This window comes from Paenibacillus cellulositrophicus (genome assembly GCF_009363095.1).
Lineage (GTDB): Bacteria > Bacillota > Bacilli > Paenibacillales > Paenibacillaceae > Paenibacillus_AQ > Paenibacillus_AQ favisporus.
The window spans coordinates 2,100,497-2,119,601 of the sequence record NZ_CP045295.1; the positions used below are offsets into that span (position 1 = coordinate 2,100,497).

The following is a 19,105-nucleotide window of genomic DNA, read 5'->3' on the forward strand; positions in this document are numbered from 1 at the left end:
GCATGAAATGGGACGAATTTTTTGTAACCGGTGAGCCGATGATCTATGCTGCCATGGTCAGTATCGTCGTCGTTTCCCTCGCCATTCTGATCGGCCTGACCTATTTTAAAAAGTGGGGTTATCTGTGGCGCGAATGGCTCACAACGGTTGACCATAAACGGATCGGGGTCATGTACATCCTGGCCGCTCTCATCATGCTGTTCCGCGGCGGCATCGACGCCCTGCTGATGCGTACGCAGCTCGCGGCTCCGGAAATGAAGTTTCTGGATGCGCAGCACTATAACGAAATCTTTACAACGCACGGCGTTATCATGATCCTGTTCATGGCGATGCCGTTCGTTATCGGACTTATGAACGTTGTCGTTCCGCTGCAAATCGGGGCGCGCGACGTAGCTTTCCCTAGACTGAACGCCGTCAGCTTCTGGATGTTCTTCTTCGGAGCGATGCTGTTCAACATTTCCTTCGTCATCGGGGGATCGCCGGATGCCGGCTGGACCGCATACTTCCCGCTGGCGAGCCTGGAGTTCAGCCCGACCGTAGGTAACAACTTCTACTCTCTGGCCCTTCAGATTTCCGGTATCGGTACGCTGATGACCGGTGTCAACTTTATCGTAACGATTCTTAAAATGCGTGCGCCAGGCATGAAACTGATGCGCATGCCGATGTTTACTTGGTCCGTCCTGATTACGAACGTTATCATCCTGTTCGCATTCCCGGTTCTGACCGTTGCCCTTGCCCTGATGATGTTCGACCGCATCTTCGGCAGCCAGTTCTTTACGATGGCGAACGGCGGTATGGATATGCTCTGGGCCAACCTGTTCTGGGTATGGGGTCACCCTGAAGTATATATCGTTATTTTGCCGGCCTTCGGTATATTCAGTGATATTATTTCCACATTCTCGAAAAAGAACTTGTACGGTTATAAATCGATGGTCGCCAGTATGGTGGTCATCTCGCTCCTGTCCTTTATCGTATGGGCTCACCACTTCTATACGATGGGCGCGGGCGTCATGGTCAACGGCTTCTTCTCCATCACGACGATGGCGATTGCCGTACCGACCGGCGTCAAAATATTCAACTGGCTCTTTACCTTGCAGAAAGGTAAAATCTCGTTCACGACACCGATGCTGTACGCGATGGCCTTTATTCCGATCTTTACGATCGGCGGCGTAACCGGCGTCATGCTGGCGATGGCCAGCGCGGACTACCAGTACCATAATACGATGTTCCTGGTTGCCCACTTCCACTATGTATTGATTCCGGGTACCGTCTTCGGGGTTCTGGCAGGCATGTACTTCTGGTTCCCGAAAATCTTCGGTTTCCGCCTGAACGAGAAGCTCGGCAAGACAGCCTTCTGGCTCATCGTCGTCGGTTTCAACACGGCCTTCCTGCCACTGTTCTTCCTTGGACTGAGCGGCATGACGCGCCGGATGTACACGTATTCGGCCGACACCGGCTTTGGCCCGCTGAATATGGTGGCTACGATCGGTGCCTTTATCCTGGCCATCGGATTTGTTGTTCTGTGCTACAACTTCTACTGGAGCTTCCGTTACAGCCCTCGCGACGAAAACGGAGACCCATGGGATGCACGTACGCTGGAGTGGAGTACGCCAAGCCCTGTGCCGGTGTATAACTTCGCCAAGGTACCTAACGTCAAATCCATGGATGCGCTGTGGGAAGCAAAAGTCAACGGGGTACCTCTCTACGAAGAAGGCCCTTACGAACCGATTCATATGCCTAACAACAGCGGTCAACCGTTCATTCTCGGCGTCATTATGTTTTTCCTAGGCTTTTTCCTGGTATTCAGCTGGTTCATTCCTGCAATCATTGCGGGTATCGGTGTCGTAGTCATGCTGGCTCTGCGTTCCTTCGAACGCGATCATGGCTATCACATTTCACCTGAGGAAATTGCCGCCACTGAACAGAAATTGCGGGGTGATTCCGTATGAAAATAAATGATTCACTACCACTCGAGTATAGAACGGAAGAGAACAGCAACAAGATCTTCGGGTTCTGGCTCTTCCTTGGGGCAGAAATCGCCCTCTTCTCCACGCTGTTCGCCGTCTATCTCACGCTGTGGAACCGGACGGGGAGCGGCCCGACGGGGAAAGAGCTGTTTGAACTGAACGGCGTCATCTGGGAGACGTTCCTGCTCCTGACCAGTAGTTTTACCTGCGGCCTTGGCATTCACGCCATGCGCCTCAATCTGAAGAAGCCGATGATCGTCTTCTTCGTCATCACGCTGCTCATGGGTCTCGGCTTCCTGGGCATTGAGATCACCGAGTTCGTCAACTACGTTCACGAAGGCGCTACGCTACAAACGAGCGCGTTCCTGTCCAGCTTGTTCGTCCTGCTCGGTACCCACGGTCTTCACGTGACGATGGGTATTCTCTGGGGCGCCGGCATTCTGATTCAGGTCGGCCGTCAAGGCTTTACGGATGAGACTGCGAACAAATCGTTTATCTTCTCGCTGTACTGGCACTTCCTTGACGTTGTCTGGATCTTCATCTTCAGCTTTGTCTACATGAAAGGACTGATGTAATATGGCACGTTTATTTCCAATACGGCACGTGATCGGATACATCTTCTCGCTGATCCTTTCAGTGGTTGGACTGGGCGTTGTATTCTGGGATTTCAACCCGACCGCCGGACTCTGGATCCTGATCGTGTGTGCGCTCATCCAGGCGTCGCTGCAGCTTGTGCTGTTCATGCACATCGGCGAGACCGACAACAAAAAGACGCTGTACTTTAACATTGCGTATGCGTTGTTCGTCGGACTGGTTACGATCTTCGGTACACTCTTCACGATGCTGTGGGGATGGTAAGAAGCTGAGCTTGAGCTCAGATATATCAAAGGCTTTTCTGATCCTAAGGGTCAGGAAAGCCTTTTTTTGTTGGATTATTTTCTGGTGAAAAAGGAATATTTTTATGCAAAATCGAATCTAACCATTGGCTCGTCAAATGTTGCAATACGAAAACGTTCCAATGGAGGCGAACAAAGTATTGGCCCAAAAACAGAGGATCACCTATTTGGATCTCTTGCGCGGCATTGCTATTTTGGCTGTAGTCACCATCCATGTGACATCCTATCCGGTAGCCTTTCTGTCCATGGATTCCACCGTGTACCCGCTCTATTTTATCCTGAATGCGGCTTCTCAATTTGCCGTACCGGCGTTTCTGTTTTTGAGCTCGCTCGTCCTGTTCTACCGCTATGACGGCGGCGTTCAGGGCAACTGGCTGCTTTTTTATTGGAAACGCTTAAAGAGGATTCTGCTGCCTTACTTGTTCTGGTCCGTGTATTACTCCACTTATCTGTCGTATATCCAGCATATTTCATTCTCAGACGGCCTCCGCAAATTTCTTAAAGGCTTGCCGCTTGGCGGCAGCTATGACCATTTGTATTTCATGATCATCATCGCCCAGTTTTATGTGCTGTTTCCTCTCCTATCGCTGTTGTTTCAAAAGATAGGGAAGGTCCGGCGGCATCCCATACTCGTGGGGGCTGTGCTGCAAATCGCCTTCTATCTGCTGAATTATTACGTGCTTCACATGCATAAAACCGGGACCTTCGTGATGACCTACGTCGTTTATTTCTTTTTGGGTGCTTACATGGCCGAACGGTTAAAGGGGGTGTCTTCTGATGAAACGCCGAAATGGAACTACCGTTGGGTTGCTCTGTTTCTGGGGTCCGCAATGCTCTTTATCGTGCAAAAATGGCTTCAGCTGGCTAACCCCCATTGGATTCGCCAGCCTTTTCTATCCAACATCAACTTTATAACGGATTACGCCTACTGCAGTATTGCGTGTGTATTTTTGGTGCTGTTCGTTCGAATCCTGGAAGGGAAACCACGACTTCAAAAAGTACTGTTTTCCCTCGGATCCTGCGCCTTCGGCATTTACTTTATTCATCCCTACTTTTTGATCTTGTGGCGGCATTTTGTCATGACGAGCGGCCCGATCGCCTATCACCTGCTCACCTGGGCAGGCGGGGCTGCTGCGCTGGCCGCCTCCTGGCTGATCACTTGGCTCCTCATGCATACGCCGCTTGGCGTCTATCTTGTCGGGGAATCTAAATGGAAGGCCCGGAACAAACGCGGCGCGTCTCAGAGCGGAACGTTGTGAGCTTGGGAATGAAGCTGCACAGCTCTAAGTCCTTGAAGATGAGCAAAATCAGAAAGATCTGTAAGCCCGCTGCGCAAACGGCTCATTCCTCCGATCGCTGTTGCCAGCCCATGTATTGAATTGAACGACGCTTAGGTTAACATGGGCTGACAAAGGCGACCACTCCGTTTCTCCGGAATTGACCCGTCCGCTCCGCTGGTTTCACGGTTGAAAAAAGCAGCCTGCCGTTTATGCGGCAGGCTGCTTGCTTATCTACTTTTGAAACTTTGCTAATACGATTCGCTTCATTCTACAACTGCTTTTGGGCTGCTCGTTTCTTCTTGAACCCGAACAGAGCTGCGCCCAGCCGCAATCATGATGCCTGCCCATAGTTTGATCTTAAATCGGTGGTCACCCGCTTTTCTTCCCGGACTTCTCTTCCCAGACCATCCCTGCAAATAAGACGCGTTTCGGTTCCGGTGTAAGCGTGCAGCTCTCCCAGTGGTCCATCTTCACAAGCCCCCGCCGAACGAGCGCAAAAACGGTATTGGTCGTACAATACCACCCCGGCTTCGATAGGTTCCATGAGTCGTCCGGCTCCCTCTCATAAGTCCAATACCCGCCATGCTTCCAGCGTTGCAGCCGCCCGCCATGTTGTTGCGCCATGCTTAGCGCTTCCATTTGTTTGTCGGATAGTTTCATATGATCACCACATAACCTTTATTTGTCTTCTCGCCGCAGAGACGGCGGATCAGGCATTAATATACTGATACCCAACATACCCCGATTAAACCATAACGGACTGGATAAATTCTGAATGTGGATAAAAAACAGACTTTTAATACACTTAGGCTTTTCTAAAAAACAAACGGATGCTTATTCCAGCACCCGTTTTCTTCTTCATTCCCATGCTATATTCAGATAAAGTTCATTTCTACTTTGTATAATACAAACATATACTTCATATCGTGGAACCCGAGATTTGGGACCGATATGTCAGAGATAAAGATATTTGAGGAGGATCCATGGAAGTTACGCGCATTCTCAAGGAAACGTTGCTCAAATATAGTACAATGTCGAACGCAGAAATCAAGGAGATTCTCATAAAAGAACAAGTATTATACAAGACCGTAGACATAGCTTCCAAAAAACAAGAGCCCGCAAATCCTTTCCCTTAACAGCGGAAGTTCACGTTTAAACTCTCTTTATTGGACGTCTGCTTCTTCCTTCTCATGCACGCGTTCCTTCTCCCACGCCTCGAACCAGGCTGAGATCTCTTTACTGGGAGCCATATCGTAGTCTTCCAAGAAAACCGATGTCATCTGCTGGTACAGCCGGCGGACTCCGACCCGTTGATTGAGGGAGGCATACAGCTTCATTAATCCTTCGTATCCCTCTTCCCTGTAAGGCATTTTTCGGATCATTTCCTGATACAATCCGATAGCTTCCGCATGCTGTTCGAGTCCAGCACAACATTCGGCGATTCTCTTCGCATGGTCAAACCAGAGCAGCCGGGTCCGCTCTTGTTCGGGCTCTGCCCACCCGTACCCGTGTTCATCCAGAAAATCCCCAGGGTACTTATCCATGATGGCGATATGATCCGGAAGGCTTTCAGGCGCCACTGGCGGGGCGCTGCGCAGATCTTTTTCCCATTCCTCGATATCCAGTGTCACATTTCCGAATTCAAGCCGGTAACCTTCATCCTGAAACTTGATATGTAGATCAATGCCGCTCGTCTTAATCGTTTTCCTAATTTGATAGATGGCCGTGTGAAGCTGGGTTGTCGCTCTCTTCAGGTTAAAATCCGGCCATAACAAGTCGATCAGGGTTTGCTTGCTTACGGTTTTATTCCGGTAATAGATCAGGTACGCAAACAACTCCGGTGCTTTCAGGGTTCTCCAGGAAAAAGAATGGGGCTTACCGTCGGCGGATCGAAAGTGCAGGTTTTTCAGGCAGCAAAGCATCATATGGTTTACGGATCGGCCCTCTTCCGTAGGGGCACCCGCCGGCGGTGAGGAAGCCACCCGTTTCATCGTAACAGCCAGTCTATCGGGATGAATCGGTTTTAGTAAATAGTCCAGCGCGTTAATCTCAAAAGCTTTTATAGCAAACTCCTGATAGGCCGTTACAAACACAACCTCCAGACGGGGATACATGGCGAGCAAGCGGTCAGCCAGCTCAAAACCCGTCATTTCTGGCATATCGATATCCAGGAAGGCAAGGTCCGGGGCGTCCTCCGCCGCTGCATCCAGCGCTTGAAGAGGGCTTTGGAAGGCTCGGACAGTCAGAGGCTCCAGATTTACGCCTTCCAGCGACTGCAGGAGCCGTTCCATTTTCTTCAAAGCGAGATATTCGTCATCAACAAGAATAATCTTCAAGGTCTATGCGTTCTCCTTTCAGGCCATTTCGAACATGCCGTCTTCTAATGATGCGATTTTGAGAGTCAGATCATGTACGACAATACCGCAAGCAGCCCCGCAAAAAAGCTTCATCACAGGGCTGCTCCACGATTACCCAATTCGAGAGTATCACTAATTCGGCATCGATTCAATTCGTTTAGTAATTAACTGTAGAACGCGATATTGATCAATTTTATAATTAAAGCAATGACGACAAGAAATGACGAGGTATACGCGAGTTGGTCCAGTTTTTGATCTTCTGCGGACTGCCGGCGCCTCTTTTTCGGACGAAACTTTCTTTTGGCGTCATTCCTTTTGGTGAGTCTCCTTGTGGTGAGGTTCCTTTTGGACATATTGGAAATCCTCCATTATCTGAGGTGTCACGCTGTAAAGGCTGTGCCGGCTGTCTTCACGCTCAGCACCTTATTCTACTTATATGTAGCTAAAAGGACAATGGGAACTATCTGTGTCATCTCATGTTCACTTGTCTCGTCACCCGCAGGTTTTGAACGCAAAAAAGCAGGGCTTCTACTGAGCTTCGCCTGCTTCGATGGGTCGGTGCAAGTCAGGATCCCTGCTTCTCTATAAACTCCGCCAGCTGGCGGTAAATTCCGACGATCTCCTCCATCGGCATCCGTACGAGTCCGCTTGAGCTGGGGGCCACAAACTCATGGATTTCCGGGATGACGGGGTCCGGCTGAAATCCCCAATCCACCTTGGAGCGCCGGCTGTATTCCGTGTACACGCCTTTGCCGACAAAACAGGCAATCCGCGGCAGGTACTGCCGCAGTTTTCTCCGGAGAATCTCCCTTCCCTCCGCGTACTCCTGCCGCTCGATATCGTCCACGCCCCGAGTCGGTCTTGCCACAATATTCGTGAAACCGTAGCCGAGCTTCAGAAGGTCCTGGTCCTCCGAAGCATCGTACAGTCTCGGTGTCAGCTCCGAGCGGTGCAAAATACGGTAAAAATTGTTCCGCGGGTTAGCGTAATGGTGCCCGGTTTCTCCGGACTGCAGGCTGGGATTAAAGCCGATAAACAGGATGGACAAGCCATCATCGAGATGATCTGGTACCTCGGGCATCCTTATCCCCTCCTTTATTTCCGGTTAGTACAATTTATCCGATGTCGCTTTGGCCGTGATCTCCCGGTACTTCAGCGCTTCATCCTTCATTCGCAAAGATACGGCGACGTTCAGCATGTCGATGACGGCCAGCTGGGACATTTTCGCCGACAAAGAGCTTCCCTGAAGCGGATTCTCCCGGCCTACCATAATCAGCACGATGTCTGCCACCTTCGTAATCGGGGAACGGGCGTTGCTCGTAATGGCAATAATGCGGGCACCCGCCTTTTTCACCAAATTCAGATTGTCGATCGTATCCTTGGTGCTGCCCGAGATGGACAAGCCTACGGCTACGTCGCTGCTCGTCATAAGCGAAGCGCCCATCGCCTGAAAATGGGTATCCGCGACCGCCGTACTCCGCTTGCCGATCCGGGCAAAGCTGTGAGCCCCCTGCATCGCCGTCAAGCCCGAGGATCCCACTCCAAAAAAGTGGATGGACGATGCGCTTAGCAGGCACTCAATCGCCTTGCTCAGCTGCTCCCCATTGATCAGCTCGCGCGTCTGATCGAGGGTCTGGATGTGCGTACCGATAATTTTCTGGCTGAGCGTGACCGCGTCGTCATCCTCGGAAATCTCTCTATGAATATGGTCCGTCGGCTTCACCAGATCCTGCGCCAAAGACAGCTTGAAGTCCTGAAAGCCTTGAAACTTCAGCTTGCGGCAGAAGCGGAGCACCGTCGTTTCCCCGACATCCGCCTTCTCGGCGAGCTCTGTCACCGATTCATAGATAATATCCTGGGCATGCTCCAAAATGTACTGGGCCACCTTCTGCTCTGTTTTCGTCAGTCCGTTCAGATGGCTGCGGATGCTCAGCAGGGTCTTTCCCATTTCCTGCACCATGGACACTTGTATCTTCCCCTTCCTCTTTTAAGCCGGTTCGCGGTTATTAACCTGCATTCATTTTAGGAGATAAATTCCCAAATTATAAATAATGGAGGTTAATTTCTCCAATAACAATACAATTTTATTGTATAGTCAAAAAAAGAGGATTGCAAGCCAAAGGGATGGGGAAGCGGGGCAGATGTTGCAAGAAACATGAGCCAATGAATATGGGCTATAAAAAGAGCACCCAAATGAGTTTGGGTGCTCTTCATGTTATGGATTAGATGGTCATGGCTGTGCTTGCCAGTTGACCTGGTACTTGAGTAGATCGGAGTAACTGTTGCTGCCTTGCTTCATAACTAAGTAGAGGTAGTAAGGCGATTCAGCAGGTGGTATGGAGAATATTTCAAATGACCCCATCCCCGAGCTGGCTTTTCTTGCATCGGATAAGGGCTTCTTCTGAACGGCATTAAGGATGACCTCATCCATACTGAGTTTTTCCGACGAATCCAGCGTAAAGAAAAGCTCGGCTTCTTCAAGTGGGTTGGGAGCATCGTACATAACATACCCTGATAAAGCCCCTTTATTATCCGCGCCTTCCGGTATGATAATTGGCGGAGGGTTCACCAAACTAAATTTAAACCTCGTTTCCATCTCCTGCGTCTTCACTTCGGATAAAAGCCTCTCTCCATTCTCCGCCACCACAAATATTTTGTACTTGGTCTTGGGGGAAAGGTTACTCAGCGTTACGGTTGTTTTCGTGTTCTCGGCGGTTGATGCCACATCTGCGTCCCCGCTGATCGATTCAGGATGGGCTGACTTATAGTTCTTAACCTCATCCGCAGTCATAACTGTAGGCGCATCCGCCGCTGGAATGACCGCGTAGTACAGCTTCTTGGCATTCTTCGTCATCGGCTGAACATTTACCGATTCGGAAGTCTGATTGGCGAGCCCAATCTCCTCCACCACCGCTGCCGGGTTCTCCTCTACTGGCGGTTCAGGGTCAGGCGAAGGCGTGCTGGCCGGAGGCGAATATATTGGGGCAGGCTCTACGACAGGCTTCGGCTTCAGCGTAAGCGTGGATTGGAACGTATCTCCCGAACTGCTGCCGCTCAGCGTTACCTTCACCTGAACCTCCGAAGATGTATCCGCGACGAGCCGGGCATAGGTTTGAGCCGGATCGCCGGAAAATGCAGACATGCCGTCAAATTTCAACTGACTCTTGTCCGGAGTCACAGTGATGTATTTTCTTAGAACGTCCAGGTCGCGAATTGGACTACCGTACTGATTGTACGCCGTAAAGTTCCAATACGCTTGCTCGCCGCTCATGAGCGAGTCGGTTGCTTTGCCCGTGGAATCCGTGATCCCTTTCGATTCCAGCTTTCCTACGATCACCGGATCTCCAATAGTAAAGATGCGGGTGACCGCGACCCATCCATTCGGTTCCATGATCGAAATACTAAACAGGTCACCTCTCTCCAGGGGCGAACCGCTGCTGTACACCAAAACGGAAGGCTTTCCTTTGACCGTCGTTAAATCCTTGGAAGAAGAGATGTCAAAGTCGTCTGCGGTCAGATCCATGACCTCTCCAAATTGGTTTAACGGAACAAAATCAATCGAAATCTCCTTGGCCCAAGCGACTGTATTGCTCGGAGCTGCAAACTCGATTTTCATTAGCTTCTCCGGTTGGGTAGCTGCAGAGCCCTGCGTATACTTTTCATCGATTGGCCCGGTTCCGGTCAACGTAATGTCGTACGAGTCCTCTTCCAATTTGCGGTCCAAGATGAGGGTTGCTTTCCCTCCGCTCCATTCCACCGCCTTTACGGTCACTTCGCCATATTTTTTGCTGACGACTTTAAAGGCGAATTCTTCATTCGTTTTGGGACGGCTGAGACTTACCTGAAGGCGGCTCGCCCCCGTCTGCTTGACCTTGACTACGCGAAAAGGTTGCATTCTGTCATAATAGATTCCGCTCTCGTACACCCCCTCAATAAGTTCATCGCGGGTAGTCGCTGCATCCCCTTGAAAATCGCCTGCGGACCCATGTAGCAATTTAATTTGAAGCGCCAAGGCTACATATCCTTTTGCCCAATCGGATACCGTATTATCCGAAACGCCTGGCGTTGCTTTGGCATCCCCCTCTTTCCCCAGTCCCCGGATCAGAAAAGCGGCCAGCTGCTCCTTAGTTACCGTCCCTGCCGGATTAAACGTGCCGTCGGCATTCCCCGTGGCAATCCCCGCCTGCTTGAGGGCTTCGATGTAAGGCAGCGCGTACCCGTTACCGGGGTCATCGGCCACAACGTCTTTAAATGAAGATTTCGTCAAGCTGTCATCGACCTTGAGATTCAAAATCAGCGCCAGCACCTTGGCGAACTGGGCCCTTGTAAGCGTGTCTTTAAGTCCAAAACGTTCCTCGGAAACACCTTGAAAAACTCCGGCCTGAATCAAGGTTTCCAGTTTTGCTTTGGTCGCGATGTCCACTCCCTGAAGATCGGTGAAATCATCGACGGTTTTGGCCAGTGCACCTGTCGGCAGAGCGGCAGCCATAAACACGCCAAGTGCTGTCATTACGGTTAGAGCTTTGCGTACCATGTTCGTTCCCCCAATTTTAATTAAAGCGGTCATTTGAAAAATCAATTTTATTCGTTCGAGATATCCGTGCCAAATTCCTTCCATTCCTCCCTCCTCACAATAAATATTCCGAAGAAAACACCGTACAACCACAAGAAAAGGGCCCTCCGGCTATCCCGAAAGGCCTTCTGTCGGTTGTCTTCGTAATCTTATGCTCACCACTGCATCAAGCTCCAAAACTCAAACCGTTAGTCCTCCCCTGCTTCCGGCAGCTCCGGCTCGGGTTCGTGCTTAACGACCTCGATCTCCCGGATCATCGGCCCTTCCATGCGTCGAATGGCAAATTCGCAGTCGTCCTGCCGGATGACGTCCCCTTCGGCAAGATCGAACTTTTGCGACAGCAGCCAGCCGCCGATCGTGTACACTTCATCCCCCGCCGGGATATTGGTCCCCAGCTTTTTGTTCACATCATGGATGAGGGCTTGCGGCTGAAAGCGGTAGCGGTTGTCCTCCAGCTTCGTGATCAGCAGAGATCCCGCTGGCTGCGGGCCGCCGGAACCCGAAGGAATATCTCCCACAATCTCCTCCAGGATATCCTCCATCGTGACCAGACCCGACGTTCCCCCGTACTCGTCCATCAGCACCGCCATATTGATGCCCGCCTTCTGCATCTGAGCCAGCAGATCTCTCGCCTGAACGGTTTCTATCACCTGCAGAACCGGACGGATAAAAGGCGTAATCTTCTCGTCTTCGCCGGTTACGCGCCGGACGACTTGATGCAGCATTTCCTTGACGTGGATAATCCCGGTTACGCGATCCTTATCGCCATCTACCGCAACCGGCAGGTAATTGAACGTTTTGCTCTCGATGACATCCAGGACATCCCGGACCGTCGCATTATGGGAGACGTAACGGATGGAAGTCCGCGGCACCATGATTTCCCGTGCGTCCCGCTCGTCGAAATCAAAGACGTTGTTGAGGTAGCGGTACTCGGTCGGCGTAATTTCGCCGCTGCGATACCCTTCGGTAAGCGCAAAACGGAGCTCAGCTTCGCTTAATGCGGCGTCTTCCTCCGATATGGGCTTAACCCCGAAGATGCCGGTAATGACGCGCGAGGAGCGGCTCAAAATCCAGTTGAAGGGATACGTGATTTTGTAAAAAATAATCAGCGGACGGGCGAAAAACAATGCCATCGGTTCAGCGATCTGGATCGCAAAGCTTTTCGGCACGAGTTCCCCGATCACGACCTCAAAGTAGGTCAGGATCAAAAAGGCGATAATGAACGACACGATGCTCTCCACCGACTCGGGCGTATGCGTGAGCTCAAACAACGGATGGATCATTCGCTCCACGGTGGATTCCCCCAGCCAGCCAAGAGCCATCGAGGTCAGCGTCGTTCCGAGCTGGCAGGCGGAGAGAAACTCGTCCAGGCGCGAGATGATATGTTTGACCGCACGGGCATTTTTATTGCCTTCGGTCACCAATTGGTTAATGCGGGACACTCTGACACGGATCACCGAATATTCGGAGGCGACGAAGAACGCGGTTAATGCGATGAGCAGAACAACGAATATGATTTTCACAATTTCCACAGCATTTCCTTACCCTGCGCCTTGGGCGGCGGTGAGCGGCCAGGATAAGGAGCACCTCCTTTATGTTCAACGGATGAATAATCTCTTGGAATGTATATACCCAATTTTGAGGGGGAACGCATGGACTTAGGATGGACGATGCAGGGATGAATATACCCGGACTTCGACTTTTGATGCGTGGGAACGGGCCATGACTTCGACTTTTGGCGCGTGGGAGGAGCGGGCATGGACTTCAGCCGCTTTGAATTCGGCTCGGGTAGACCTGAGATGTGGAGATGCCTGGACTTCGACTTTTGGCGAGTGGAACAGGCTGTGACTTCAACTTTTGGCGCGTGGGAGGAAAGGGCATTGGGCTTCAGCCGCTGTTGAATTCGTGTTGTTTGGGATTTTATTAGGTGGTCACAACACGAATTCAAAGGCGGCACGTTAACTTTACGCCTTTAATCCCCTTTTTCTATAGGTGCAACTGATGTAGGCAAAACATACCTAAAGAAAAAAAAAGACCACCGACGTACTTAGAGAAGAAGCCCGACCCCGTTTTATCGAAAGTTTCTTTTACATAAGGAAGCCTATATCTCTGTGCTCATACTTCTTAAACCAAAAAAATCCCGACAATTCGTAGAATCGTCGGGATCCCCTTACACCGTAAATTTTCTCCGGCACATTTGAATCAAAAATCCTTTGAACCACGCGTCCTCGCTAAAGCCCTAAATACCTCCCAGTAATCGAGGCGCTGCAATCGATGCTATCCTTCGGTATGCCTTCAAACATCACTTGGCCGCCTTCTTCTCCGGCCCCAGGGCCGAGATCGATCATCCAGTCAGCCTGACGGATCACCTGCAAATTGTGCTCGATCACGATCAAGGTACTGCCCCGCTCCACGAGGCGGTTCATGAGGCCGATCAGGAGCTCGACATCAGACATATGCAGTCCGGTGGTCGGCTCGTCCAGGACATACAGGGTCCCTTCTCCCTCCAGCTCCGCGGCCAGCTTGGCCCGCTGCAGTTCGCCCCCTGATAACGTACTCAGAGGTTGTCCTAAGGTCAAATAACCGAGGCCTACTTCCTTTAATCGGTTGAGCGGCGTCTCAATTTCTTTTTCATGAAACACGTTGAGCGCATCCTCCACGGTCATGGTCAGAACGTCGCTGATGCTTTTCCCGCGAAACCGATAGGACAGTACCTGTTCTGTATAACGCTTTCCTTCGCATGCTTCGCAGATGCTGGAGACCGTATCCATAAAGGCGAGATCGGTAGATATGATCCCCAAGCCCTTACAGTGGGGACAAGCCCCTTCGGAGTTGAAGCTGAACAGCGAAGCGTTAACGCGGTTTTCCTTGGCGAACAAAGTTCGGATCGTGTCGAAGATGTCCGTATAGGTGGCCAGATTGGACCGGCTGGAGGCGTGGATCGCGCTTTGGTCAATGAAAATCGCCTCGGGGTAGTACCTCGGAAGAACCTGACGGATCAACGTACTTTTTCCGGATCCCGCTACTCCGGTAACAACGGTCATCACGCCGGACGGAATTCGAACGCTAATATCTTTGAGATTATTCATCGTCGCATGCTCGATGGCGAGCCAACCGCCAGGCTTCCTGACCTCCCTTTTGAAGTCGAGGTCACGGTTTAAGTACCCAGCAGTTAATGTCGGGGATGACAGCAGCTCATGATAGCTCCCCTGAAATACGACCTCTCCACCGTGGGTTCCGGCACGCGGCCCCATTTCAACAATATAGTCAGCAATCTGGATCACATCCGGATCATGCTCGACAATCAGAACGGTGTTACCTTTATCCCGCAGCTGCTTAAGCAATCGGTTGATGGTATTGACATCATGCGGATGGAGTCCAATGCTGGGCTCGTCAAAAATATACAGCAAATCGGATAAGCTGCTGCCGAGCTGACGCACCATCTTGATCCGCTGCGATTCACCGCCCGACAGGCTGGGCGTTTCGCGGTTCATGCTTAAATAGCCAAGGCCTACCGCCAGCAAATTGCCAAGGCGGTTGACGATTTCGTCCGTCACCGTCTGTACTTCAGGCTCGCGGATGAAACGTATAAACCTAATAAGCTCGCTAACCTGCATACCCGCACAATCGGCAATGCTTTTTCCGTTAATTTTACAGGACAGCACGCGTGGATTCAGGCGGCCGCCGCGGCATGAAGCGCACAGCTTCTCGCTCACGATGCGGTCGATCGCCTCCTGATATCTTTTAGCATCTCTCGACTCCTTATATAGATAAGTACGTTTAATGCGCGGAATGACCCCTTCATAGAGAGACGTCGGCGGCCACCCCTCCGTTGGATTGGGCGGCTTGAACCCGCTTTTATGGAGCAGCGTATCCATCTCCTCATCCGTATAATCCTTCAGCTTTTTGTCGTTATCGAACAGGCCGGTGCACACGTACCTTTTCCACCTGACGTCGCCGGGCATGAAGGTCGGAAACAGAATAGCCCCCTCGTTTAGCGATTTTTCCCTATCGATCAACCGGTCGACGTTGATGTCTTTCACTTTCCCCAAGCCTTCGCAGTCCGGGCACATGCCCTGAGGGTTGTTAAAGGAAAACACGTCGGAATATCCAACGAAAGGAGTACCGATCCGGGAAAACAACAGCCGCAGCAGCGCATAAATATCCGTGACCGTGCCGACGGTAGATCTCGCATTCCCGCCGATCCTTTTTTGATTCATGACGATCACCGCCGGCAAATGCTCAATGGCATCCACCTCCGGTTGCCCATAATGAGGGAGCCGGTTGCGGATGAAGCTGGAGTACGATTCGTTGAATTGCCGCTGCGACTCCGCTGCGATCGTATCGAAAACAAGCGCCGATTTGCCGGAGCCGGATACGCCTACAAATACCGTAATCTGCTTTTTGGGGATCGTCACATGAACTCCCTTCAGATTTTTTTCTCTTCCGCCGACGACGCGAATGTCATCTTCTTTGATCATGTGGATTCCTCCTCTTGCGATTTGTATAAAATAGTATATGCTAAAACCATGACAGAAACTGTCATGGTTAAGTGAAGAGGAGGAGCTTTTGTGAGCAAAGCCAAATTACTGTTTGATTTAATCCTGTATGTCAATGCCAAACGCAGTTTTACCGCACAGGATGTCGCGAATGAATTTGGCATTTCTGTCCGAACGGCGCACCGCTATCTTACGGATATTGCCGATATGGGCGTCCCGCTTTATACGGAACCAGGAAGAAGCGGTGGTTATCGGGTACTCCCCAACCGGACACTGCCGCCGATCATGTTTAATGAGGAAGAGGCGTTTGCTATCTTTTTTGCTTTTCAGGCATTGAAGTACTATCAATCGCTTCCGTTTGATATTCATATCGATTCCGTCTCCCGCAAGCTGTACGCAAGCCTGCCTGACGATACGAAAAGAAAAATAGACGGTCTGGATTCGGTAATCACCTTCTGGAATCAAAAAAGGACCGTCCCGTCTCCATTTCTAAAGGAAATCATCGAGGCGGCCGCCGCGCACAGGCTGCTTAAAATCGAATATGTGTCGAAGTTGGAAAATACAGTGAGGGAAGTGGCTCCGATCGGTATTTACGCCAGCGAGGGCTTCTGGTACATGCCTGCGTTCGATCAGGCTCATGGCGAAATCCGGCTGTTTCGTACAGACCGGATCGTGTCCATGGAGCAAACGAAGCAAGCGTTTGAGCCACAGATGGAACTGCCGGACTGGCTCAACCGCAGCACGACACTGACGCCGGAATCGCCCGTCCGTTTATATGTAGAGCTGACCCGTGAAGGCCTGAGACAGTGCCGCAGCCAGCCATGGCTGGAGCCTTATATCGTGGAGGTTAGCCCGGATGAAGGTTACATTGAAAGTGTCATCGATCAGCGCGAGCTGGAATTCGTGACCGGCTACTTTTTTCAACTGGGTACTGCCGTTAAAGTCATTGAGCCGCGCGAGCTTGTAGATGGGATTCGTGAGCAGGCGCGGGAGATCCTTCGCCAGTATGCATGAGGCGATTTCAATCGAATAGGGAGGAGGCTGCAGCTCCATGTGTACGGACGCAGATTTCACGCCTCAGAAAAGGCTTTGTCAAGGTAAGCTGATACGGACCGAACCAAAAAAACTCCCCATACGGAGAGTTTCTTAATAAAGCATTGGTTGTTCATTATAGCTGCTGCTAAACACCACCCTGACAAATCCATCGACACCTGGCTAGCAGTTATTTATACATCTCCCGAATCCGCTTGGCCTGCTCCTCTGGGGTCAAATCTTCAACATGGGTGGCAATCCACCAGATGTTTCCGAAGGGGTCCTTAACTCCACCGTACCTCTCACCGGCATGCTTCATATCGGCCGGAACCATCACCGATACGGCTCCATTCCGAATGGCCCGCTCATAGACACTGTCACAGTCGGCAACATACACGTACAGCGAAGCTGGAAAAGCACCAAAATCTGCATTGGGCTCACCGGCCATAATAACGGAATCCCCGAGTGCAATCTCAGCATGCATCACAGATCCATCCGGTCTGTCGAGTTTATACTTTAGTTTTCCATTGAACACCGTTTCTATGAATTCAACCAAACGCTGCACCTGTTCCACCATTAAATAGGGATTTACTGTTTTCATTCCTTCGGGTTGATGATTCGTTGTATTCATCGACGCCATGAATGAAGCCCCCTCCTTAGTTATAAAGTCGCTGTTCCGAGCATATCCCGGTAATATAACTGCGATTGCTTCAAGTCCGAGACAAGCCTAACTTGAATCGTTTTCCCCAATAGCTTCTTCGGTTCTGTCTGCATACCCATCGTTTGTTGGTCCATGGTTACACATCCCCTAGTGATCATTGTAAGGGCAATATCTTAATGGAAAATACCCCCATATCCAGATTAGCGAATATACGTTCCGATGTAAACCATATTTATTCAAAAAAAGCCTGCACAGCAGTTTCAAACGCTGTACAGGCATTCTTTTGGATTAGAACAGGCTGCGCTGAAAATCGGCGATCGCCTTATATTCCTCTTCCAGGTTGCGTGAAATTTTAATAAAGATCGGCAGCAGCTGATGGTAAATCTGTGCGTTCTCCTTCACCGGCGTATGCTGATGCGTTGATCCGACCATGCCGGAGACGACGCTCAGCGAATCCGCTTTGCCCATGGCATACAAGCCGAGCACGACGGCGCCCAGGCAGGAGCTTTCGAAGCTCTCCGGCACGACAACTTCCTGATCGAAGATGTCGGCCATCATTTGGCGCCACAGCGGGGAACGGGAAAATCCGCCGGTCGCGTGGATTTTGGCCGGACGCCCGATGCGTTCCTCCATCGCAAGCAGTACGGTATATAAGTTGAAAATGACGCCTTCAAGGACGGCGCGGATCATATGCTCCTTGCGGTGGTGCATCGTCAGACCGAAGAACGATCCGCGGGCGTCGGGGTTCCAGAGCGGGGCGCGTTCCCCGGTCAAATAAGGGTGGAACAGCAGCCCGTCGGATCCCGGATTCACCTGTTCCGCAATCCGTGTCAGCAAGTCGTACGAATCGATACCGAGACGCTTGGCAGTCTCGATCTCGGATGCGGCCATTTCATCATGTACCCATTGGAACAGCATTCCGCCATTGTTGACGGGACCGCCGATCACCCACAGCTTCTCCGTCAGGGCGTAACAAAAAATGCGGCCCTTCGGATCCGTCGCCGGATGATCGACCACGGTGCGGATTGCTCCGCTGGTACCGATGGTGGCGGCAACGACACCAGGCTCAATCGCATTGACGCCCAGATTGGACAGCACGCCGTCGCTCGCGCCTACGATAAACGGCGTGGATGGATCGAGCCCCATCTCGGCGGCAAACGTCTTATCCAGCCCATCCATGCGGTAAGTAGTCGGAACAAGCTCGGACAGCTGGCTTGGCGTAATGCCTGCAACCTGCAGCGCCTCCTCATCCCAATCCAGCTTGTTCAGGTTCATAAGGCCCGTGCAGGAGGCTATCGAATGATCGACGACGTACCGGTTGAACAGCTTGGCGAATACGTACTCCTTGATCGAGATAAACTTGGACGTCTTTTCGAAAATGTCCGGATTGTCATGACGCAGCCACATCAATTTGGTCAGCGGGGACATCGGATGGATCGGCGTACCTGTGCGCAAATAAATTTCATGTCCGTTCATGTCGTTCTTCAATACTTCGGACCATTTCGCGCTGCGGTTATCCGCCCACGTAATGCAGTTCATCAGCGGCTTCCCGTCCTGGCCGACCGGAATGACGCTGTGCATGGCCGAGCTGAACGAGACGAACATCACCTGCTCCGGGCGGATTCCGCTTGTATCCATCACCTGCTTGACCGAATGGATCACGGCTGTAAATATCAGATCCGGATCCTGCTCGGCGATGGACGATGTCGGTGTCAGCAGCGGATAGCCTTCACTTCCCTTGGCCACAACCTTTCCGTTTTCTTCGAACAGAACGGCCTTGGTGCTCGTCGTTCCAATATCGATTCCGATCATCATATTACTGCTCATGTTTCAACCTTCT

The 19,105-nt window shown here is 51.3% G+C and carries 14 protein-coding genes; 5 read left to right on the forward strand and 9 right to left on the reverse strand.

Translation table 11 applies throughout. The features are described from left to right. Positions 1-2 precede the first annotated feature (2 nt). The 4 genes from qoxB (at position 3) to GCU45_RS09640 (ending at position 4,122) form a co-directional block, all read left to right on the forward strand. A complete protein-coding gene (gene qoxB, locus GCU45_RS09625) occupies positions 3-1,949 on the forward strand; it encodes a cytochrome aa3 quinol oxidase subunit I (protein ID WP_152398765.1) in 1,947 nt (648 codons plus the stop codon). Beyond that, positions 1,946-2,542, forward strand: coding sequence for a cytochrome aa3 quinol oxidase subunit III (gene qoxC / locus GCU45_RS09630; RefSeq protein WP_145163386.1), 597 nt, complete (start codon positions 1,946-1,948; stop codon positions 2,540-2,542). The genes qoxB and qoxC overlap by 4 nt, the downstream gene beginning before the upstream one ends. Position 2,543: 1 nt before the next feature. After that, positions 2,544-2,825, forward strand: a complete 282-nt coding sequence (gene qoxD / locus GCU45_RS09635; RefSeq protein ID WP_094599503.1) for a cytochrome aa3 quinol oxidase subunit IV — start codon at positions 2,544-2,546, stop codon at positions 2,823-2,825. A 178-nt stretch (positions 2,826-3,003) separates the two neighbouring features. Then, a complete protein-coding gene (locus tag GCU45_RS09640; protein ID WP_167527106.1) occupies positions 3,004-4,122 on the forward strand; it encodes an acyltransferase in 1,119 nt (372 codons plus the stop codon). Between the two features lie 390 nt (positions 4,123-4,512). Here the strand turns inward: GCU45_RS09640 and GCU45_RS09645 are convergent, their stop codons facing one another. The 7 genes from GCU45_RS09645 to GCU45_RS09675 form a co-directional block, all read right to left on the reverse strand. Next, a complete protein-coding gene (locus GCU45_RS09645) occupies positions 4,513-4,767 on the reverse strand; it encodes a hypothetical protein (RefSeq protein ID WP_208837111.1) in 255 nt (84 codons plus the stop codon). Between the two features lie 539 nt (positions 4,768-5,306). Beyond that, positions 5,307-6,479: a response regulator gene (locus GCU45_RS09650; protein WP_152398767.1), complete on the reverse strand. Its 1,173-nt coding sequence runs from the start codon at positions 6,477-6,479 to the stop codon at positions 5,307-5,309. Between the two features lie 586 nt (positions 6,480-7,065). Continuing rightward, positions 7,066-7,581, reverse strand: coding sequence for a mismatch-specific DNA-glycosylase (locus tag GCU45_RS09655; RefSeq protein WP_152398768.1), 516 nt, complete (start codon positions 7,579-7,581; stop codon positions 7,066-7,068). Positions 7,582-7,605: 24 nt separating this feature from the next. After that, positions 7,606-8,460 (reverse strand): MurR/RpiR family transcriptional regulator, encoded by an 855-nt coding sequence (locus tag GCU45_RS09660; protein ID WP_152402937.1) that lies wholly within the window; start codon positions 8,458-8,460, stop codon positions 7,606-7,608. 270 nt (positions 8,461-8,730) lie between these two features. Next, positions 8,731-11,034 (reverse strand): S-layer homology domain-containing protein, encoded by a 2,304-nt coding sequence (locus GCU45_RS09665; RefSeq protein ID WP_167527107.1) that lies wholly within the window; start codon positions 11,032-11,034, stop codon positions 8,731-8,733. A 227-nt stretch (positions 11,035-11,261) separates the two neighbouring features. Then, positions 11,262-12,605, reverse strand: coding sequence for a hemolysin family protein (locus GCU45_RS09670; protein ID WP_152398770.1), 1,344 nt, complete (start codon positions 12,603-12,605; stop codon positions 11,262-11,264). Positions 12,606-13,304: 699 nt separating this feature from the next. After that, a complete protein-coding gene (locus tag GCU45_RS09675) occupies positions 13,305-15,551 on the reverse strand; it encodes an ATP-binding cassette domain-containing protein (protein ID WP_167527269.1) in 2,247 nt (748 codons plus the stop codon). A 93-nt stretch (positions 15,552-15,644) separates the two neighbouring features. On the opposite strand from GCU45_RS09675, the gene GCU45_RS09680 reads away from it, so the two are divergent. After that, complete coding sequence (locus GCU45_RS09680) at positions 15,645-16,586, forward strand: helix-turn-helix transcriptional regulator (protein WP_152398772.1); 942 nt, start codon at positions 15,645-15,647, stop codon at positions 16,584-16,586. A gap of 208 nt (positions 16,587-16,794) precedes the next feature. Here the strand turns inward: GCU45_RS09680 and GCU45_RS09685 are convergent, their stop codons facing one another. Together GCU45_RS09685 and gntK are read right to left on the reverse strand one after the other, a co-directional pair. After that, positions 16,795-17,244, reverse strand: a complete 450-nt coding sequence (locus GCU45_RS09685; protein WP_152398773.1) for a VOC family protein — start codon at positions 17,242-17,244, stop codon at positions 16,795-16,797. 309 nt (positions 17,245-17,553) lie between these two features. Then, positions 17,554-19,092 (reverse strand): gluconokinase, encoded by a 1,539-nt coding sequence (gene gntK / locus GCU45_RS09690; RefSeq protein WP_152398774.1) that lies wholly within the window; start codon positions 19,090-19,092, stop codon positions 17,554-17,556. Positions 19,093-19,105: the final 13 nt, after the last annotated feature.